We start from the raw sequence: 19,455 nt of genomic DNA, 5'->3' as shown, positions 1-19,455 counted from the left end.
GCCCCTTTCCGTTCTCGTGCTTCGCGTCCTACACGAATGGCGGGAGCCGATTTCGACTGCCGTGCTCGTCCCGTCCACGCGCGCCGTTGGACGGACCACCGGCCGGTGCGCAACGATGGTCGCATGACGAGCGCACGGGTGGTGGGGGTCAGCCGCGACGCGCGGCACCGTTTCTCGAAGGCCCCGGAGGATGCGATCACGCTCGTGGCCGGGCTCGGAGTAGAGGGGGATGCCCACTTCGGCGCGACCGTTCAGCACCTCTCCCGGGTGCGGCGCGACCCGACGCAGCCCAACCTCCGCCAGGTGCACCTGATCCACAGCGAGCTCTTCGACGAGGTCACCGCGGACGTGGAGCCGGGACAGCTCGGCGAGAACGTCACGACGGCGGGTGTCGACCTGCTCGGGCTGCCGCGGGGGACCGTGCTGCGCCTGGGGGATCGGGCCGTCGTCGAGCTGACGGGTCTGCGCAATCCGTGCGTGCAGATCGACCGCTTCCGCCCCGGGTTGCTCAAGCAGGTCGTCGGAACCGATGAGGATGGCGCGACCGTGCGCAAGGCGGGCGTCATGGCGGTCGTCATCGAGGGCGGCGTCGTGAAGGCCGGCGACGTCATCGAGGTGACGCTGCCGTCCGGCCCGTTCGAGGAGCTCGCCCCGGTCTGACCCGCGTCAGCGCGCCCGGCGGCCGCGCAGCCGGGACGACGCCAGCGCTGCGGCGCCGACGACCAGCAGATGGTGGCGAGGGCACGAGTCGAACACGTCGAGCATCATCCGAACGCCAGGTAGGACCCCGGGTGCGTCGGCTTGGTGATGCGGAAGAGGAGCTGCAGCTCCGTGCCCTTCAGCATCGCCACCTGCTGGTCGACCCGCTCGTTCGTGACGTAGAGCGGCCTCCCCAGGCGCGGATACTGCGCGAGCCAAGCCCGCACGCTGTCGAGCAGCGCCACGTCGAGTCCGCTCGCCAGTCGAGACGTGCGCACCCAGAAGCTCACCAGCGCGCCGACGTCCTCCCATTCCGCATCGCCGGCCGGCGCAACGGTGGCCTCGCGGTAGTGCCGTGCGTCGGGCGGCAGGATGTAGACGCACCCGAGGCACTCGGATTCGTCGGGGGAGAGCACCGTATAGGTGAACGCCTGACGCTCGTCATGCCGATGCTCCAGCATCGTGACATCCTCGAGATCCTCGGCGAACGTGAAGTCGTCGGCCGGCCACCCGGTCTGCTCCCACGGCCGCAGATACACCCGACTCTCCATCACGGCGTCGTAGTCGAGCGCCGTGTCGGCGACGCGCAGCGGGCGCAGGGTGAACGCGTCCGTGACAAGCCGGTCCGGGATGCCGGACGGCGGCACGTGAGTGAAGTGCGACATGGATCCTCCCGGATCGGTGTGCTGCGGAGTCATCGGAGCGCGTGAGGAGCGAATCGTGGTGCGAGGAGGAGAACGCCCGTCGCGATGAGTACTGCCAACACAACCACAGTGACGACATCGCCGGGGCGGCCGGGGGAGAGCACCGATAGCCAGTCGGAGAGCGCGTGCAACACGATCAGCGGCAGCACCCAGCCGAACCGTGCCTGATACGCACCGTAGGCGAACCCGAAGCAGGTCGCAGTGACGATCAGCCATATCATCTCACCGGGATCGGACGTGGCCCCGGTGAGCAGTTGCGACAGGTGTTGCAACCCGAACAGCACGGCGCCGATCAGCACTGCGGGCACGGCTGTGAAAGCGCGACGCAGAACCGAGAGAACGACGACACGACTGATCAGTTCCTCATTCACGCCGACGAGCAGCATCGAGAGGGCCCACCACGCTGCGCCAGGCGGCGCATCCACCAGGCCGGCCGGGAGAAGCCAGGAGACGGCCTCGACGACCAGAGGTATCAGCGCCAGAACAGCGATCGGGGCGACGCGAACGCGTGCGATGCCGGACGCGCGCCACAGTCGGCACCCGGTCACGAGGACCACCGCATAGATGCAGCACAGCGCGTTCACAACCAACCCGACATCCCAGCCGCGCACCCCGAGCACGGGCAGCACGAGGGATGCCGAGACGATGAGGACCAGGCGCCCGAGCTGCACCCCGATCCCACCAGCGAGTCCCCGCCATGTGGAGGTGGTCCTCTCCGGATCCACGCCGAGCGCGGCCGATCCGTCGCGTTGCGCAGTCACGTCGTGCTCCGCTTCTCCGAGTGCAAGCAGCTCACGCGAGCCGCGGGCTGCCCCCGACGCCGTAGGTGAGGGCCACGATCCCGCTGGGGAAGACGCGCGAGTCCCGTAGCTCCAGCGAAATGGCGCGACCCTCGCGCGGAAGGAACGACGTCCCCTGACCGATGATGACGGGGAACTGGATGAGATTCAGCTCGTCGACGAGTTCGTTCTCGAGGAGCCATCGAGCCAGGGCCACGCTGCCGACGAGGAGGAGCTCACCCTCGGAACCGGCCGTGACCTCCCCGATGCGCGCGGCGACATCGCCCGAGAGGACGGTCGAGTGCTCCCACCGCGGGTCCTCCAGCGTGTTCGAGACGACGAATTTCGGTCGCGAACTGATCGCCTCCCCGAATCCTCCGTCATCCCGGCGCGCGCCCCAGTACGTCGCGAACAGATCGAAGGTCTTCCGTCCCAGCAGGAAGGCATCGGCACGACGCCAGGTCTCCAAGATGTAGTCGCCGCACTCGGCGTCGTCGAACGCGATCGCCCACCCGCCTCGGGTGAAGCCCGGATCCAGTTCCTCGTCGTTCCCTCCGTTGGCCTGGGCGACGCCGTCGAGCGTGACCTGCAGACTGACCGTGAGTTTCATGCCGTGCGTTCCCTCCGTTGCGATCGACAACACACAGTTCAGCGGATGAGGTCGCTCGGTGTCGAGGGGCCTCCCAGGACCACAGACCCGCACGCCGGGTACGTGGCCGCGTCCACGGCGACTCCACGTCGCGCGGCGGCGACGTGTCCGAGCAGATCGGTTCGTCGTGAGCGAGTACGCTCGCGCCATGGATCACGGCCGCGGGCACCTCGATGACGTGCGCGCCGCCACCCGGGCCGAACGGCCTGACGCGGAGGAGCGGACGGGGGAGGGCGAGTGACGGTCCGCTTGGTCATCGAGACCGACATCTTCGACGACGTGGACGACGTGGGCGCGCTCGTGGTCGCGCATGCTCTGGCCGATGAGGGAACCGTGGAGATCGCCGCGGTGCTCGTGAACACTCCGAGCCGCTGGGGTGGGCTCGCTGTCGCCGCGATCAATCGAGCGTTCGGGCGTCCCGGCATCCCCGTGGGGTCGCTCGCCGAACTCGACGATCGCGTCGCTCGGAACGACTTCGCACACGCCCTCGTGCAGGCGCACGGCCGTGAGGACGATTCGCGCGCGATCGAGCCCGCTGGGCGCCTCTGGAACCGGGTGCTGGACTCAGCCGCCGACCATTCGCTCACCCTCGTCTCGCTCGGGTTCTACGGGATCCTCGTGGGCCTTCTCGATGACGCGGGCGCGGACACTGTGGCACGGAAGATCGAACGCGCGGCGGTCATGGGGGGCCGTTTCCCGAGCGGCGTCGAGTACAACTTCGCCGCGGCCCCCGAGCTGACGCGCGCCATGCTCACTCGATGGCCGACACCGCTGGACCTTCTCGGGTGGGAGATCGGTGCAGAGATCGAGACGGGCAGGGGTCTGACCAGCTCCGACCGGGTCGACCTGGTCTCGTCGGCGTATCGCGCCTTCTGCGGCAGGCGCGGCGGGCGTCCCAGCTGGGACCTCCTGGCGGTCCTGCTGGCTGTGGACCCGGAGCGGTGGGGGTTCGAGCTCAGCCCACCCGGCAGCGTGGCCGTCGAAGCCGACGGCCACAACACCTGGACACCCGAGGCTGCCGGACGGATGCGATACACCACGGCCATCCGTAACCCGATCGAGGTTGCGCGTGCCCTGGACGCCATGCTCGAGGGGGCGATCGATCGACGCTTCCGTCCTAGAGCGGTGCGTGACCTGACATAATGTGCATTATCAGCGCTTCACCCGCGAGGGCCGCGATGGCTGCAACTCGATCCGCGTGAGTTCACCGAGCGTCGAACGTGAGCCCGTTGTCTCGGTAGAACTCTCGCAATGCCCCGCGGCTTGGCACGAACGTCTTGGGTCCCGCGAAATCCTCGAACACGACACGATTGCGGCGCCGACCTGCTCGGGCCGGCCCGAGGATGAACGTGATCATCTCCATCCCGATCCGGTCCCGGGTGCCTTCGAGGGCGCCCACTCGGTGACCGCTTCCCAACGTGCGGCGAAAGTAACGGATCATGCTGGCCGCCGTCGACGCGTCCAGCAGCACCAGCCCCGTGGCTCGTTCGAGCCGAGTCGGCAGCCAGCGCGAATAGTTCCCGTCGATGACCCAGCGCTCGCCGGCGACCGCGGCATCGTGCAGTGCCTCGAACTCGCCGTCCGGACGCTCCACCCACTGTGTGCCCGGCTGGAACCGGTACTGGTCGAGGTGCACCACGGGTAGCGAACGCCGGGCGCCGATGGCCGCAGCGAGCGTCGACTTGCCGCTGTTCGACGGGCCCAGGATGCAGATCCGTTCGCCGAGTCTGTCGAGGTCCACACCACAATCCTGGCAGCACGCCGACGCCACGCAGAACGGCACTGACGCACGCGGCACCCGCATCGCTAGTGTTCGAGTGACGCCACGGCCCGCGCGGCCCCCGAGAGATAAGGATGTTCCGGATGTCCTCCACCGATCCGCTCGCCAGAGCCGTCCACGAGTTCTCGCTCGACGCCACCGACATGACGCGATCCGCCATCAACGGCATCCGCGCGGTCCTCGGCGTCAGCGGCGTCGTCGCCGTCATCCTCGGCGTCGTGCTGCTGCTCTGGCCGGCCAAGACGATCGCCGTCTTCGCGATCTTCCTCGGGATCTATTTCGTGGTCTCCGGGATCATGCGGCTCGGCGTCGGGATCTTCGCGCGCGGCATCAGCGGCGGCATCCGCACGCTCAACATCATCCTGGGGGTCCTGCTGGTGATCGCGGGCGTCATCGCGCTGAAGAACGTCGCGGAGGCCGCCACCGTGCTCCTGATCCTCGCGGTCGCGTTCATCGGTGTCGGCTGGATCATCGAGGGCGTGATGGCGCTCGTCGAATCCGGACGCGCTCGCTCGTCCGGCTGGGCCATCGCCTACGGCATCCTGAGCATCATCGCCGGGCTCGTCGTGCTGATCATGCCAGCCTCGTCCACGTTCTTCCTGATCATGTTCGCCGCCGTCGCGCTGATCGTGCTCGGGATCATCGGCATCGTCCGCGCCTTCACCTTCGGGCGGGAGGCGCTTGCCGCCGTGTCCTCCCCCGGCACGCCCCGGACCGCGTGAAATATCACCGGCGGGGAAGCGGCCTGCTCCCCCGCCGGTGACGGCTCAGACCCGGTTGCTGCCGCTCGGCAGGTGGCGCGCCCACCAGTCGAGGATGATGTCGAAGCGCTCCCTGCGGTGCCGCGGGCGTCCGCTGCGGCTCAGCTCGTGGTCCTCGCCGGGGAAGATCACCAGTTCCGCCTCCACACCGTTGCGCTTGAGCGCCGTGTAGTAGCGCTCGGCCTGCCCCAGCGGGCACCGCAGGTCCGCCGACGAGTGCAGCACGAGCGTGGGCGTCGTCACCTGGCCGACGACCGCCTGCGGACTCTGCGCGCGCATCCGCTCGGGGTCGGTGCCGGTGTACTCGTCGCTGAAGAAGCTGCCGATGTCGCTGGTGCCGACGAACGCCTCCGGGTCGAGGTAGCCGCGCTCGACGATCGCCGCGGCGAAGCGGTGGTCGTGCGCGATCGTCCACGCGGTCAGGTAGCCGCCGTACGACCCGCCCATGACGCCGACGCGCTCGCCGTCGAGGCCCGGGACCTCGGCGATCGCGCCGTCGAGGAACGCGAGCACGTCGTCCAGATCGACGGTCCCCATGCGCTGGCGGATCACGCGGCCGTGCTCCTGCCCGTAGCCGGCGGAGCCGCGCGGGTTGCACAGCAGCACGGCGTATCCGGCGGCCGCGTAGACCTGCGCCTCATCGAACAGCGCGGGCGAGTACGCGGCGAACGGGCCGCCGTGGATGTCCAGCAGCACCGGGTGCGGGCCCTCGCCCTCCGGCACCACGACCCAGCCGTGCACCGGGTAGCCGTCGCGGCCGCTCACGGTGAGCTCGCGCGGCGCGATGACGCCCGCGGCGCGGAGGTCGCGCGAGAAATCGGTGAGCCGGGTGAGGCCCGCGTCGGTGACCAGCGCCACATCGCCCGCTGTGGTCGCATCGGCGATGCTCGCCACGATGACCTCGCCTGCTGTGGCAACGCCGGAGACGACGGTCGCCTCGTCGGTGAGCCGCTCGATCGTGCCCGAAGACGACACCCGCGTCAGCACCAGCGCGCCCCGGCGGCGGTCGCGCACCAGCACCGCGTCGTCGCCGTACGCCACGATGTCCGACTCGGTGAGGTCGACGGTCTCGGGATCGGTGAGGATGCGCGGCGCGGAGCCCGCGCGGTCGATCGCGTAGAGCGCGGTGTTGCGGGCGACGAAGTCGCGGCCGGTCTCCCCCACGTCCTGCGCGCTGACGTACAGGACGCCGTTCAGCCCGTACTGCACCGCCACTACGGAGAAGGAGCCGTGCTCCCCCGTCGCGTCCACCGGCTCGCGCGAGCCGTCGACGGGCACCAGGAAGACGTTCGAGCGCAGGTCGGTGTCGCGCGTGGCGTGCCGCTCCGAGACGAACGCGAGGGTCGCACCATCCGGCGAGAACGCGATCCCTCCGTCGTCCCACTCCCCCGTCGTCAGCTGCCGCGCGTCCGGCACGCCCGGCTTCACGCCGGTGGACCCGTCCGCCAGCGGTGCGGGAGCGACGGCGGGCTCCGCCCACACGTCCGGGACGGACACCAGGAAGACGTGCGCGCGACGATCGGTGATGTAGCCGAGTCCGTTCGCCTGATATTTCAGTGTGTCGATGCGGCGGGCGGGCTCCGCGTTCGGGTCGATCCCCTCCACGGTGCCATAGCGGCCCTGCTCGGGTTCGCGGCTCACGAACGCGAGGGAGCGGCCGTCCGGCGCCCAGGCGAACTCGCTCACGCCGAGCGTGCGATCGGTGACCTGCACCGGCTCGCCGCCGGCCGCGTCCACCACATACAGCTGGGGGGCGGCCTTCGGCGCGGCGCGCAGGAACGCGATCAGCCGACCGTCCGGCGAGAACCGCGGAGCGGTGTCGCGGAAGCCGCGCGTGATCCGGCGCGGCGCTGCGTGGCCGGAGAGCGGGATGCTCCAGAGCTGGCCGACCGCGGCATCCGCCTCCAGAGACGGGTGCGTCACGGAGACGACAGCCCGCGACCCGCCCGGGTGGACGGTGGGCGTGGAGACGCTTGTCAGGAGCCCGAGGTCGGCGGCCCTCATTCGGCGACCGGCTCGAAGCTCGAGACGTCGCCGACCAGGCGGGTGTGATCGGCCGGCACGGGGTCGACGACCGCGGCGGCCACCTCGGCGGCGAACTCGCTCACGTTGTAGAGCTTGCCCGCGGCCTCCTTGCGCGCGTCGATCGCGCCCGGGTTCAGCCGGTTGAGCAGCGTCGCGGTGATCGTGCCCTCGATCATGTCGCCGGAGACGACGACGAACTCGACGCCCTTCTCCGTCAGGGCCGGGATCAGCTCCCGCAGCGCGTCCTCTCCGGCGCGCTTGCTGAGCGCGACGGCCTCGTACTCGGGCATCGTCGGCGTGGTGCGGATGAAGTGCGCCTGGTGGCTGGTGACGAACACGACGCGGGCGCCCTGCCCGAGCAGCGGCAGCGCGGCCTGCAGCACATTCACCTGCGCGTCGCGGTTCAGCTGCATGGCGTAGTCCTCCGCCATGCCGGACTCCATGCCGCCGGAGGCGTTCAGCACGAGGATGTCGAGGCCGCCCCACTCGGAGGCGACGGTGTCGAACATGGCGGAGACCGACGCGGGGTCGGTCAGGTCGGCGCCGACGGTCAGCGCGGTGCCGCCAGCCGCGCGGATCTGGTCCGCGAGCTTGACCGCGCGGGCCTCCTTGTTGCGGTAGTTGATGACGACCGACGCGCCGGCCTCGGCGAGGTACTGGACGGTGTCGGCGCCGATGCCACGCGAGGAACCGGTGACGAGGGCGCGCTTGCCGGCGAGGGACGCGGCGGCGAGGGGGTTGGACACGAAGACTCCTAGATCCGAAGAAAACTCTCGAATCTGAGACTACCAAGTGGGTTCCGTGCGCCCCGGCGCGATGCTGGTAGCGTCATCAGTGACACTAAGGGGGCTGCTATGGACATCGCATCCTTCGCCTGGATCGCGTGGCTCGTCCTCATCCTCGTCTTCGTCATCATCGAGATGCTGACGCTCGACTTCGTGTTCCTGATGATCGCCGTCGGCAGCCTGGGCGGCCTGTTCGCCGGTCTGTTCGGCGCGCCCTGGTGGCTGCAGCTCATCATCGCGGCCGCGCTGTCGGTGATCCTGGTCTTCTTCATCCGGCCGCCGCTGCTGCACGCGCTCAAGCGCGGCGGCGATCCCGCCAAGAGCAACGTGGATGCGCTGATCGGGATGGGCGCCGTCGTCGTCTCCACGGTCTCCCGCACCAGCGGGCAGGTGAAACTCACCATCGGGGAGACGTGGACCGCGCGGCTCTCCCCCGCCCCGTCCGGCCCCGCCGAGCTCGTCCCCGGCGAGCACGTCGTCGTCGTGAGCATCGAGGGCGCGACCGCCGTGGTCGCCCCGTACCCCGTGTCGGCGGGAGCCGACGGCCTGACCGAGAGGAGCGCCACGTGACCGATGTCACCCAGCTCGTCGTGACCATCGTCGTCTCGATCATCATCCTGGTGATCGCGATCTTCGTTCTGGTCACTCTGTTCCGCGCCATCCGGATCATCCCGCAGGCGCGGGCGGGGGTCGTCGAGCGACTGGGCCGGTACCACAAGACGCTCAACCCGGGCCTGAACGTGGTCGTCCCCTTCATCGACAAGGTGCGTCCGCTGATCGACATGCGCGAGCAGGTCGTCTCCTTCCCGCCGCAGCCCGTGATCACCGAGGACAACCTGGTCGTCTCGATCGACACCGTCGTCTACTTCCAGGTGACGGACGCGCGGGCCGCCACGTACGAGATCGCCAACTACCTCGGCGCCGTCGAGCAGCTGACAACCACCACGCTCCGCAACGTGGTCGGCGGCCTCAACCTCGAGGAGGCGCTGACCAGCCGCGACAACATCAACGGCCAGTTGCGCGTCGTGCTCGACGAGGCGACCGGCAAGTGGGGCATCCGAGTATCCCGCGTCGAGCTGAAGGCGATCGACCCGCCCGTCTCCATCCAGGACTCGATGGAGAAGCAGATGCGCGCCGAGCGCGATCGCCGCGCGCTCATCCTCACCGCCGAGGGAACCAAGCAGTCCGAGATCCTCAACGCGGAGGGGCTGCGGCAGGCCGCGATCCTGCGCGCAGAGGGCGACGCGAAGGCCGCGGTCCTCCGCGCCGAGGGCGAGGCGAAGGCCATCACCACGGTGTTCGGCGCCATCCACGAGGGGAAGCCGGACACGCTGCTGCTCGCCTACCAGTACCTGCAGACGCTGCCGAAGCTGGCCGACGGCCCCGCGAACAAGCTCTGGATCATCCCAAGCGAGCTCACGGAGGCGCTCAAGGGAATCGGGCAGGCCTTCGGCGAGCGGGGCGCCGCCGCGGCCGACGCCGCAGCCTCCGCCCCGGCCGAGCAGACGCCCCCCGCTCCGCCGGCGTGACCTTCCTCGACGGACGCCGCCCACGGATCATCGCGCACCGCGGGCTGGCGCTCGACGCGCCGGAGAACTCGCTCCTGGCCTTCCTGCGCGCCCTCAACGCCGGCGCGACGCACCTGGAGACGGATGTGCACGCCTCGGCGGACGGGGTTGCGGTGATCAGTCATGACCCGGACCTCGGCCGCGTCGCCGGCCGCTCGGTCGCCGTCGGCCAGCTCACCATGCCGGAGCTGCGCCGGATCGACCTCGGACACGGTCAGGGCTACTGCTCGCTTGCGGAGGCACTGGACGCCTTCCCCGAGGCCCGGTTCAACATCGACATCAAGGACGAGGCGTCCGCGGCGCCCGCCGTCGAGGCCATCCGCGCCGCCCGCGCGCAGGGCCGCGTGCTCATCACCAGCTTCTCGAAGGCGCGGCGGCGTGCCGTCGTGGATGCGCTGCCCGGCGTCGCAACCTCGCCCTCGGTCTCCGAGTTCGCCCCCGCGCTCCTCGGAGCGAAGCTCGGGATCGCGCCGCTCACCCGGCGCGCACTGCGCGGCTTCGCCGCCGTGCAGGTCCCCGAGCGCCGGGGCCCGCTGCGCATCGTGACCGCGCGTTCCGTGCGGGCGATCCAGGCGGCCGGGGCCGAGGTGCACGTGTGGACGGTGAACGACGCGGGCGACATGATCCGGCTGCTCGAGACCGGCGTCGACGGCATCGTCACCGACCGCTGCGACGTCCTGAAAGCGCTGGTCGACACGCGGATCCCCTGACTGTGAGGGCACTGAGAGAACGGCTCCCGCGGAAAGAGAATCCCCAGTTTGATGGTTTATAACTGGTGACGATTCGCGCGAAGAGGAGACCACACAATGGCAGATCGCAGCTTGCGCGGAATGAGACTTGGCGCCCAGAGCTTACAAAGCGAAGAGGGCGTCGTCTATTCTCCGCGTTCCCGTTACATGTACCAGTGCACCGTCTGCGGCAAGGACACTGAAATGGTGTTCTCGGCCGAAGCCGATGCCCCCGAGACCTGGGAGTGCCGCCACTGCGGGCACGAGGCCAGACTGCTCGTCGACGACGTTCCCGTCGAGGTCGACCACTCCGATGCCAAGACTCCGCGCAGCCACTGGGACATGCTGCTGGAGCGTCGCACCCGCGCCGAGCTCGAGGAGCTCCTGGAGGAGCGCCTCCAGTACCTGCGCGCACGCCGCGGCACCGCGGAGCACAAGCACAGCGCCTGAGACACGACGCACGGCACAGCCGAGGCCGCTCTCACCGAACGGGTGGGAGCGGCCTTCTCACGTCCGGGGCCGGGTTGCGTCGGCCGCCGAACGCCACCAGCAGGCCGAACAGGCCGAGGCCGGCGACGAGGAACTCGATGCCGCGACTGAGCAGCGTCGCGGGCGTCGTCGTTGTGCCGAGCGGCACGTCCGCGACCATGTGACCCGGCCGGAACGGCGGGATCTCCGAGATCGTGCTCCCGTCCGGCGCGATGATCTGGCTGCTGCCGACGGTGGAGATGTTCACGAGCGCGCGCCCGGACTCGATCGCCCGCAGCCGCGCGATGGCCAGCTGCTGCTGGTTCTCGTCCGTCTCGCCGAAGTCCGCGTTGTTGGTCTGGGCGAGGATGACCTGCGCGCCGCCCTGCATCATGTCGGTCAGCAGCTGGTCGTCCACGATGTCGAAGCAGATCGAGATGCCGGCGCGCACGCCGTTCACGTCGAAGACGTTGTCGCGCGTGCCTGGCGTGTAGTCGCGTCCGATCAGGTCGATGAGCGACGGCGCGAAGGGGCGCCAGAACGACCGATCGGGCACGTACTCGCCGAAGGGCACGGGATGCTTCTTGTCGTAGTAGTCGACGACGCCCTTCCCCGCCTCCCACTGCAGCGACGTGTTGAAGAGCCTCCCGCCGCGCTCGGTGATCGTGCCGACGATGAACGGCGCGTCCATCCGGCGGCTGAGCGCATCCAGGATCGCCGCGGTGTCGGGGTCGCGGGTCGGGTCCGGCTGCGCTGAGCCCTCCGGCCAGACCACCATGTCGACCTTCTCGTCCTCGATCTTCTGGGTCTCGGCGATCTGGGTGTTCAGCACGGCCGTCGGCGGGGCGTTGTCGAAGTAGCCGGCCGGACCGTTGCCCTGCACCGCGGCGATCCTCGTCGTCCCGTGCGTCGGTGTCGGCCACGCGGGGACGACCAGCACCAGGGCGATCGCGCCGACGGCGACGGCGCCGCGCCAGACGACCGCCGCATCCACGGCGAAGCACAGCTCGATGACGAGCGCGACGAGCCACACCATCACGAAGCCGAGCCCGGAGATGCCGAGCCAGGCCACGAGCGGAGCGAGCGGGCTCTGCGACTGCGACTCGGCGACCCGGCCCCAGGAGAACCCGCCGTACGGCCAGGTGCCCGTGACGAACTCGCGCAGCACCCAGAGCCCCGCGACGACCACCGGGAGCAGCCCCAGCCGGCCGGGAAGCGACGGCCACGCCCGCGGCACCCAGCGGTACGCGAGGGTGATCAGGATGCCGCCGACGCCCCAGAACAGCGCCTCGAACGTGGACAGGGCCACCCACGGCACCGGGCCGAGGTACAGCGCCGTCCAGGCGACGTGGACGAGGTAGAAGGACTCCCCCGCGACGAACCCGACCAGGAATGCGGCACCCGCCCGCCGGCCGCGCAGCGCGAGCAGCACCATCGCGATCCCGGCGAAGATCAGCGGCCACCAGTCCCGGTCGGGGAAGGCGGCGTCCAGCACCGGACCGGCGGCCGCCGCGAGCAGCACCGCGAGCCAGAGCGGGAGCGGGGCGCGCGGGGACGGGGTCACGAAGGGAGAGCCTAAGGCATCCCGCTCGGTGCGCCGCTCAGGCAACGGACGAGTACGCCACGATGCCGCGGCGGATCGCCTCCAGCGCCTGCCTGGCCGTCCTGCCCACCTGGCCCTGGGCCACCAGCGAGAGCTGGTCGAGCAGGTCGATCGTCTGCTTCGACCAGCGCACGAAGTCGCCGGCCGCCATGTCCGCCTCCCGCAGCACGGCATCCAGCCCCGCGCCCTTCGCCCACAGGTGCATGGCGAGGGCGAGCGCCGTGGAGGGCGGTTCGCTGCCCGGAAGACGGTTCTCGCGCTCCAGGTCGTCCAGCCGCGCCCACAGGTCGGTCGTCTTGTCTAGCGCGGGCCGGAAGGCGCCCCGCGGGAGGTTCCTGTCGTGCGCGAGACCCTCGTCGCGGCGCGGCTCGAAGACGAGGGCGCACGCCATCGCCGCGAGGCTCGGCGCGTCCAGCTCCTTCCAGACGCCGCGGCGCAGGCACTCGGCGACGAGCAGGTCGCGCTCGCCGTAGATCCGCTTCAGCGTCCTGCCGTGGACGGTGAGCGCGGTGCCGCCGTCCTCCTCGGTCAGGTAGCCGAGCTCCAGCAGCACGTCCGACACCCGGTCGAACACCTTCGCGACGGCGCCCGTCCGCGACTGGATCTGCGCGCTCAGCCGGTCCGTCTCGCGCTTCAGCTTCCACCAGCGCTCCGCCCAACGCGCGTGCTGCTCCCGGTCCGGGCAGCGGTGGCAGGGGTGCTCGCGCATCCGCTTGCGCAGCGCGGTCAGCTGCCGCTGCCGCCGGTCACGGTCGGCGCGGGAGGCGTGCTCCATGCGCTGACCCTTCTTCTCCAGGTCGCTCAGCTCACGGCGGATGCGGGAGTACTCCCGGAAGTCGCCGAGGTGGCACTGCATCGCCTTCTCATAGCCGGCGAGCGACTCCTCCTGCTGGCGCACCTTGCGGGCGAGGTCGACCACGGCCCGGTCGGCCTGGAACTGCGCGAACGAGGACTCGAGGATCTCGCGGGTGCGCTGCCGGCCGAACTGGTCGATCAGGTTCACGGCCATGTTGTACGTGGGCCGGAAGCTGGAGTTCAGCGGGTAGCTGCGGCGGGAGGCGAGGGAGGCGACCGACTGCGGATCCAGCCCGTCCTCCCACTGGATGACCGAGTGGCCCTCGACGTCGATGCCGCGCCGCCCGGCGCGGCCGGTGAGCTGGGTGTACTCCCCCGGCGTGATCGGCACGCGGGACTCGCCGTTGAACTTCTCCAGCTTCTCCAGTACCACGGTGCGGGCGGGCATGTTGATGCCGAGCGCGAGCGTCTCGGTCGCGAAGACGACCTTGACGAGCTTGCGACGGAACAGCTCCTCCACGACCTCCTTGAACGCCGGCAGCATCCCGGCGTGGTGGGCGGCGACGCCGCGCTCTAGCCCCTCCAGCCACTCCCAGTAGCCGAGCACCGCGAGGTCCTCGTCGAGGAGGGTGCGGCAGCGCTCCTCCACGATCGCGCGGATCTCGTCCCGCTCCTGGCGCTCGGTGAGCCGCACGCCGGCGCGGAGCACCTGCTTGACCGCGGCCTCGCAGCCGTTGCGGCTGAAGATGAAGAAGATCGCGGGCAGCAGGTTGCGCTCGTCCAGCAGCGCCACGAGCTCGGCACGGTTCATCCGGAACGAGTCGGGGCGGCCGCCCTTCGAGTGGTAGCGCCCGACGTCGCGCATCTGCCTGCTGCTGAGCACCCGGCCGCCGTAGCGCGCCATCTGCACCAGCTCGGGGTTGACGCGGTTGGTCGCCGCGAGGCCCGAGGAGTCGAACAGGTCGATCAGCTTCGAGCGCATCAGGATGTGCTGCTCCAGCGGGACCGGCCGCTCCTCGGAGACGATCACGTCGGTGTCGCCGCGGACGGCCTGCAGCCAGTCGCCGAACTCCTCCGCATTCGACACGGTTGCGCTGAGCGACACCATCCGCACCGCGGCAGGCAGGTGGATGATGACCTCCTCCCACACCGCTCCCCGGAACCGGTCGGCCAGGTAGTGCACCTCGTCCATCACGACGTACGCCAGGTCCCCGAGCAGGTCGGAATCGGCGTACAGCATGTTGCGCAGCACCTCGGTCGTCATCACGACGATGCGGGCGTGCGAGTTGATGTTGGTGTCGCCGGTGAGGAGACCCACGGACTCCGGCCCGTACGCCTCCACGAACTCCTGGAACTTCTGGTTGCTGAGCGCCTTCATCGGCGTGGTGTAGAACACCTTCGCGTTCGCCTCGCGCATGGCGAGGAAGACCGCGAACTCGGCCACGATCGTCTTCCCGGCGCCGGTGGGGGCTGCGACCAGCACGCTGCGGCCGTTCTCCAGGCTCGCGCACGCCTCCCTCTGGAACGGGTCGAGGTCGAAGCGGAGGCCGTCGCGGAAGGTCTCCAGCAGCGGCTGCCTGGCGCGCTGCCGCGACGCCGCGAACCGCTCGGACGGGGAGAGCTGCTGGTCGGTCACTCGACAACCCTATGCTCTCGCAGCGCCCGAAGTCCGGGTCGGCTCAGGTGGCGAGCTCGGCCTCCAGCCGGTCCGCCGCCTTGGCCGCGCGCCGGTCGTGCAGCCAGGCAACGCCGTAGGCCGCGAAGTACAGCACGACCATCGGGATCGCCAGCAGGAACATCGACAGCACGTCCGCCGCCGGGGTGGCGATGGCGGTGAACAGCGCGATCAGGATGAGCGCCCACCGCCACGAGGCGATGATCGACTTGGCGCTCAGCACGCCGACGAAGTTCAGCAGCACGAGGAAGACCGGGAGGACGAACGCGATGCCCACCGCGATCACCAGCTTCATGATGAAGTCGAAGTAGGTCTTCGCGGCGATGATCGCCGAGTCCTGCTCCTGCGCGAAGCTCGTGAGCAGGCTCACGATGTGCGGCACCAGCAGCCAGCCTGCGACGCCGCCGGCGATGAACAGCGGCACCGCGGTGAAGAAGAAGCCGAACGCGTACTTCAGCTCGCGGCGGGTGAGCGCCGGCACGAAGAACGCCCAGATCTGGTAGAGCCAGACCGGGCTGGAGATGATGGCGCCGATCGTGATCGCCATCTGCATCTTCAGGTCGAACGCACCGGTGATGCTGTCGTAGTTCAGCATCGCCTCGCGGCCCTGCTGCTTGGCGATCTCCGTGATCGGCCCGCGCATCGCATCCATCACCGGACCGGCGATGAACCAGCCGATGATCGACCCGGCGACGAGGCCGATGGCGGAGCGGAAGAGGCGTTTGCGAAGCTCGATGAAGTGCTCGGCGAGCGTCATCCGTCCTTCGCGGTTCTTGCCTCGCTTCGTGGAGGCCACCGGCTCAGGAATTCGGCTTGGACTCTGTCGAGTCGCTGCCGGCGGGGGCCGACGAGGAGGCGGAGGGGCCGGCGTCCTTGGCGCCCTTCTCGTCCTTGTCGTCGTCCTTCTTCATCTCGTCGACCTCGCCCTTGAAGATGCGCATCGACTGGCCGATGCTCCGGGCGAGCGCGGGCAGCTTCGGCGCACCGAAGAGAAGCAGGATGATGGCGAGGATGATGAGCAGGTGCCATCCGGTGAGGCCACCGAACATGATCAGGTCCTTTTGGTTAGGTGGGCGTAGCGGAACGGGTCCGCTTCGACCAGCAGTTTACCGCGCCGCACCCGGGCATCCCTGCGAGCTTGCCGTGCGACGGCCCGATCGGCGATGGTCTGCTCGCGCGCCGCGCGAAGTTCTCCGGCATCGGCCAGGACGGCAGGATGGAAGGCTTCCTCCTGCAGTTCCTCGGCACGCCGGCTCAGGATCTCCGTCTTCTCCAGCAGCGCTGACGCCTCGTGGGCTGCCGCCATGAGCTTCCGGAACAGCCACCAGGCGAAGAACGCGAGCATCGCGAGCAGACCGAGCACGAGCACGATCCAGATCAGGAGCCACGACCACCAGGGCATGGGGGAAGCCTACCGGTAGCGCTCGGCGCCGGCGCGCGCCCAGTCCGCGACGACACGCCGCGCCTCGGGCGGGTCGAGCACCGTGAGCACGCCGGAGAGCCCCGCCACGAGCCGCTTCAGCCCGTGGAAATGGGCGACGCGGACGCTCGTGGTGATCAGGCCGTCCCGCTCCGTGCGCGCCGCACCCTCGGGGATGTAGTCCTCGATCAGCGGCACGGCCGACGCCGACACCTCGATGGTGACGAGCAGGTCGTCCGGCGTGCCCTCGAACAGCGTCTCCGGAAGACTCACGTCGCCCGGCCGGTAGGTGATCGGCTCGTCGGAGGCGACCAGCCCGTCGATCCGGTCGAGGCGGAAGGTGCGGATGGCGGTGCGCAGGTGGTCCCAGCCGCGCAGGTACCAGTCCTGGTCGATGGATTCCACGCGCAGCGGGTCGACGCGGCGGCGCTCGCGCTCTCCCCGCGAGTTCAGGTAGTCGAACTCGAGCTGCGTGCCGGCGACGACAGCGTCCCGGATGGTCGCGAGCGCCTCGTCCGCCTCCGACCGCGCGACCGCCACCTGGCTCGGCGCGGCGGACGCACCCCGCGCCAGCTTCGCCATCAGGGAGCCGATCACATCGCGGTCGGCGTTCTCCGGCAGCGCCGTCAGGTACTGGAGGCCGGCGATCAGCGCCGCCGCCTCACGCGCAGAGAAGCGCGGAGAGTCGTCGATCGCGACCTGGTGGGTGAGGACGATCTGGTCGTTGTCCTCGAAGTCGTCCCAGGCGATGTCGAACAGGTCGCCCGGCTGGTAGGCGTTGGTCTCCCCCGGCACGCCGGACACCGCGATCAGCCGCACCGCCTCCCGCATGCTCTCGGCATCCACGCCGAAGTGCTCCGCCGCCTCCGCGACGCTCACCCGGTCCCTGTCCATGAGGTACGGGACGAGCGCCAGCAGGAACGCGAGCTTGTCCTGCGCCTGCATCGGCCGACGTCGCTCAGCCATGGCTCTCCCCCGTGTCGTCGCGCGCCGCATCCCCCTCGTGCGCCCTCGCCGTCGCCTCCAGCCGGTCCAGGACCTTCTGGCGCAGCTCCTGCGGAGAGAGGACGAGAACCTCGGGCCCGAAGCTCGCGAGCTGGTCGGCGAGGATGTTGATGTCGGAGAAGTTCACGGTCAGGCGGAACGGCCGGCCGTCGAGGCCTGACGGGACCGCATCCCCATAGCGCTTGCCGAGACGCGTCGCGGCGTCGGTCCCCGCCGTCACCTCGATCTCGGCGACGTTCGCCTCCCAGATCCGCTGCAGCTCCTCCAGCGCCTTCTCCGCGAAGTCGTCACCCTCCGGGCGGAACGTGCGGGAGGTGACCTTGACCGGCCCGACCATGCGCGAGAGCAGGAAGGTGCGCGACCCGCCCGCGTCCTGGTCGATGCCCTGCAGGTGCCAGCGGCCCTGGTGCTGCACGAGCGACAACGGCGCGACCGTGCGCAGCCGCGACGCGCTCTCGCCGGGCTTGAGGTACGGGAACTGGACGATCGCGTGGCGCTCGAGCGCCTGGCTCAGCGGCTCGAAGGCGCTCTCGCGCACCCGGAGCCGCGGCGCGTAGCCGACCACCGGGTCGTCCGCCTCGACACCGAGCGACCGCAGTTTCATCAGCGCCCGGCGCGACTCCCCCGAGAGCGAACCCTCGCGCCACACGGTCGCGGCGAGGCCGAGCAGGGTGATCTCCTCCGGGGAGAACACCACGTCCTGCGGCAGGTCGTATGCGCCCTTCGGGATGCGGTAGCGCAGCAGCTGGTTGTTCCCGGCGGCGTCCGGCGACTCCACCGTCTCCAGCGGCACGCCGAGCTCGCGGATGTCGTCCTTGTCGCGCTCGAACTGACGCTCGAGACTGCTGTTGTCGCCGTGCGCGTCGAACCGCTGCCGGTACCCCTGAACGGTCGAGAGGATCTCGTTCTTGGTCAGGCCGTTCTCGGTCGCGAGCAGCGCCAGGACGAGACTGAACAGACGCTCCTCGACCGGGACGCGCGCGGGCGAAGAGGACGATCGGGGCACCCGACCATCCTAGTGCGGTTCCAGGCTCCGCTAGCGGACGCCGAGGATGTCGACGACCCAGGCCTGCGGGGCGAAGTTCGCGTCCTTCGGGGTCTCGATGACCAGCTGCGAGCCGACCTTCTGACCGACCAGCTCGCCGAGCATCGCCTGCGGCAGCGCCGTGATCTGGTCCTGGTTGCTGATCTGGAGCTGGCCGTTGGCCATGCTGACGAGACCCGGGCCGCCGTTCAGCCAGCTCGTGGTCGTCACCTGCTTCGAGTCCCAGCCCACCGCGGTGTACTGGAGGGTGACGATGCTCGTCTTCTTGACCTCGGCGCCGTCGCCGGCCTTCAGGACCTCGCTGCGCACCTTCGTCGGGGCGCCTCCCGAGGACGGGAGGGTGACGCCCGGCTGGCCGGTGGGCGCGAGCACGACGGTCGGGAAGCCGTTGGCGGCGGGACGGACCGCGCCGTCCGCGCGGGAGAGCGAGGTGCCGACGACATCGAACACGTAGATCTGGGCGGGGCCGCCCGCGGCGGACTGCGCACCGGTGTCCTTCGGGGCGATCGCGACGGCGACCCGGGACCCGACGGTGGTGCACTGCAGGGCCTTGCTGAGCGCCTTGGGGACCGAGTCGGTGCCGAGCGGGATGACCGCGGCCTGCGCTCCGTAGCCGCTCTGCGCGACCTGTCCTGTCGACCCGTCGATCGCCGTGAAGCCGACCTCGACCAGCTGTCCGGTGTGCACCTGGGCGCCACGGCCCGTGGTGAGGACGGTGCGCTGCGACGTGGAGGTGTCGACGGGCGTCGGCACCGTGATCTTCGGCTCGGAGCCGATCTTCCCGGTCGCGGTGACCAGATCGGACGCCTGGCCGCTCGGCAGCGCCGTGGAGCAGTCGGTGTTGGGGTCCGAACTGCATCCGGTGAGCGCGACGGCGACGATGCCTGCCGCCACGACGAGAGCGGGAACTCTGCGCACGGGTCCTCTTTCGATCCGATCGGTGGGGAGGGTGCGAGGGATGATCCT

General features: G+C 70.0%; 21 protein-coding genes. 7 read left to right on the top strand and 14 right to left on the bottom strand.

The window, feature by feature from the left end; genetic code table 11:
* The first annotated feature begins 123 nt into the window (after window positions 1-123).
* On the top strand, window positions 124-660 hold the full coding sequence (locus AAME72_RS16710) for an MOSC domain-containing protein (RefSeq protein WP_348787659.1): 537 nt from the start codon (window positions 124-126) through the stop codon (window positions 658-660).
* A gap of 104 nt (window positions 661-764) precedes the next feature.
* Here AAME72_RS16710 and AAME72_RS16705 read toward each other — a convergent pair whose 3' ends face one another.
* Genes AAME72_RS16705 through AAME72_RS16695 form a run of 3 tightly spaced genes read right to left on the bottom strand, consistent with a single transcriptional unit; the run spans window position 765 to window position 2,792 of the window.
* Complete coding sequence (locus tag AAME72_RS16705) at window positions 765-1,364, bottom strand: N-acetyltransferase (protein WP_348787658.1); 600 nt, start codon at window positions 1,362-1,364, stop codon at window positions 765-767.
* 29 nt (window positions 1,365-1,393) lie between these two features.
* Window positions 1,394-2,164 (bottom strand): CPBP family intramembrane glutamic endopeptidase, encoded by a 771-nt coding sequence (locus AAME72_RS16700; RefSeq protein ID WP_348787657.1) that lies wholly within the window; start codon window positions 2,162-2,164, stop codon window positions 1,394-1,396.
* Window positions 2,165-2,195: 31 nt separating this feature from the next.
* Complete coding sequence (locus AAME72_RS16695) at window positions 2,196-2,792, bottom strand: dihydrofolate reductase family protein (protein ID WP_348787656.1); 597 nt, start codon at window positions 2,790-2,792, stop codon at window positions 2,196-2,198.
* A gap of 288 nt (window positions 2,793-3,080) precedes the next feature.
* On the opposite strand from AAME72_RS16695, the gene AAME72_RS16690 reads away from it, so the two are divergent.
* A complete protein-coding gene (locus AAME72_RS16690; RefSeq protein ID WP_348787655.1) occupies window positions 3,081-3,974 on the top strand; it encodes a hypothetical protein in 894 nt (297 codons plus the stop codon).
* Between the two features lie 61 nt (window positions 3,975-4,035).
* Here the strand turns inward: AAME72_RS16690 and AAME72_RS16685 are convergent, their stop codons facing one another.
* Window positions 4,036-4,572 (bottom strand): hypothetical protein, encoded by a 537-nt coding sequence (locus AAME72_RS16685; RefSeq protein ID WP_348787654.1) that lies wholly within the window; start codon window positions 4,570-4,572, stop codon window positions 4,036-4,038.
* Between the two features lie 122 nt (window positions 4,573-4,694).
* Between AAME72_RS16685 and AAME72_RS16680 the strand changes: the two genes are divergently transcribed.
* The gene (locus AAME72_RS16680) at window positions 4,695-5,333 is read left to right on the top strand and encodes a DUF308 domain-containing protein (RefSeq protein WP_348787653.1); all 639 of its coding nucleotides are present in this window, start codon (window positions 4,695-4,697) and stop codon (window positions 5,331-5,333) included.
* A 45-nt stretch (window positions 5,334-5,378) separates the two neighbouring features.
* Here AAME72_RS16680 and AAME72_RS16675 read toward each other — a convergent pair whose 3' ends face one another.
* Complete coding sequence (locus AAME72_RS16675) at window positions 5,379-7,376, bottom strand: S9 family peptidase (protein ID WP_348787652.1); 1,998 nt, start codon at window positions 7,374-7,376, stop codon at window positions 5,379-5,381.
* Window positions 7,373-8,143, bottom strand: coding sequence for an SDR family oxidoreductase (locus AAME72_RS16670; RefSeq protein WP_348787651.1), 771 nt, complete (start codon window positions 8,141-8,143; stop codon window positions 7,373-7,375). The genes AAME72_RS16675 and AAME72_RS16670 overlap by 4 nt, the downstream gene beginning before the upstream one ends.
* Window positions 8,144-8,251: 108 nt before the next feature.
* On the opposite strand from AAME72_RS16670, the gene AAME72_RS16665 reads away from it, so the two are divergent.
* The 4 genes from AAME72_RS16665 to AAME72_RS16650 all read left to right on the top strand — a co-directional run bounded on the left by AAME72_RS16665 (window position 8,252) and on the right by AAME72_RS16650 (window position 10,928).
* Window positions 8,252-8,752 (top strand): NfeD family protein, encoded by a 501-nt coding sequence (locus AAME72_RS16665; protein WP_348787650.1) that lies wholly within the window; start codon window positions 8,252-8,254, stop codon window positions 8,750-8,752.
* Window positions 8,749-9,711 (top strand): SPFH domain-containing protein, encoded by a 963-nt coding sequence (locus AAME72_RS16660; RefSeq protein WP_348787649.1) that lies wholly within the window; start codon window positions 8,749-8,751, stop codon window positions 9,709-9,711. Before AAME72_RS16665 ends, AAME72_RS16660 begins: the two co-directional genes overlap by 4 nt.
* A complete protein-coding gene (locus AAME72_RS16655) occupies window positions 9,708-10,460 on the top strand; it encodes a glycerophosphodiester phosphodiesterase (RefSeq protein WP_348787648.1) in 753 nt (250 codons plus the stop codon). The genes AAME72_RS16660 and AAME72_RS16655 overlap by 4 nt, the downstream gene beginning before the upstream one ends.
* A 96-nt stretch (window positions 10,461-10,556) precedes the next feature.
* Window positions 10,557-10,928 (top strand): RNA polymerase-binding protein RbpA, encoded by a 372-nt coding sequence (locus AAME72_RS16650; RefSeq protein WP_348787647.1) that lies wholly within the window; start codon window positions 10,557-10,559, stop codon window positions 10,926-10,928.
* 31 nt (window positions 10,929-10,959) lie between these two features.
* On the opposite strand, the gene lnt is transcribed toward AAME72_RS16650, so the two are convergent.
* Genes lnt through AAME72_RS16610 form a run of 8 tightly spaced genes read right to left on the bottom strand, consistent with a single transcriptional unit; the run spans window position 10,960 to window position 19,407 of the window.
* A complete protein-coding gene (lnt, locus tag AAME72_RS16645; protein ID WP_348787646.1) occupies window positions 10,960-12,510 on the bottom strand; it encodes an apolipoprotein N-acyltransferase in 1,551 nt (516 codons plus the stop codon).
* Between the two features lie 37 nt (window positions 12,511-12,547).
* The gene (locus AAME72_RS16640; RefSeq protein WP_348787645.1) at window positions 12,548-14,980 is read right to left on the bottom strand and encodes a DEAD/DEAH box helicase; all 2,433 of its coding nucleotides are present in this window, start codon (window positions 14,978-14,980) and stop codon (window positions 12,548-12,550) included.
* Between the two features lie 43 nt (window positions 14,981-15,023).
* Entirely contained in the window at window positions 15,024-15,815 is a 792-nt protein-coding gene (gene tatC, locus AAME72_RS16635; protein WP_348787644.1) for a twin-arginine translocase subunit TatC, read from the bottom strand.
* A 4-nt stretch (window positions 15,816-15,819) separates the two neighbouring features.
* Complete coding sequence (gene tatA / locus AAME72_RS16630) at window positions 15,820-16,068, bottom strand: Sec-independent protein translocase subunit TatA (RefSeq protein ID WP_348787643.1); 249 nt, start codon at window positions 16,066-16,068, stop codon at window positions 15,820-15,822.
* Window positions 16,069-16,070: 2 nt separating this feature from the next.
* Window positions 16,071-16,421, bottom strand: a complete 351-nt coding sequence (locus AAME72_RS16625; RefSeq protein WP_348787642.1) for a hypothetical protein — start codon at window positions 16,419-16,421, stop codon at window positions 16,071-16,073.
* Between the two features lie 9 nt (window positions 16,422-16,430).
* Window positions 16,431-17,405 (bottom strand): WYL domain-containing protein, encoded by a 975-nt coding sequence (locus tag AAME72_RS16620; RefSeq protein ID WP_348787641.1) that lies wholly within the window; start codon window positions 17,403-17,405, stop codon window positions 16,431-16,433.
* Window positions 17,398-18,450, bottom strand: a complete 1,053-nt coding sequence (locus AAME72_RS16615) for a WYL domain-containing protein (protein ID WP_348787640.1) — start codon at window positions 18,448-18,450, stop codon at window positions 17,398-17,400. The genes AAME72_RS16620 and AAME72_RS16615 overlap by 8 nt, the downstream gene beginning before the upstream one ends.
* A 30-nt stretch (window positions 18,451-18,480) precedes the next feature.
* Window positions 18,481-19,407 carry a peptidylprolyl isomerase gene (locus tag AAME72_RS16610; RefSeq protein ID WP_348787639.1) on the bottom strand — a complete coding sequence of 309 codons (927 nt, stop codon included), beginning with the start codon at window positions 19,405-19,407 and terminating at the stop codon, window positions 18,481-18,483.
* Window positions 19,408-19,455: the final 48 nt, after the last annotated feature.

Origin of the sequence: Leifsonia sp. NPDC080035 (genome assembly GCF_040050925.1) — a bacterium.
GTDB lineage: Bacteria > Actinomycetota > Actinomycetes > Actinomycetales > Microbacteriaceae > Leifsonia.
Note: the sequence above shows the minus strand (reverse complement) of the source record. Positions and strands in the feature narration are given on the sequence as shown.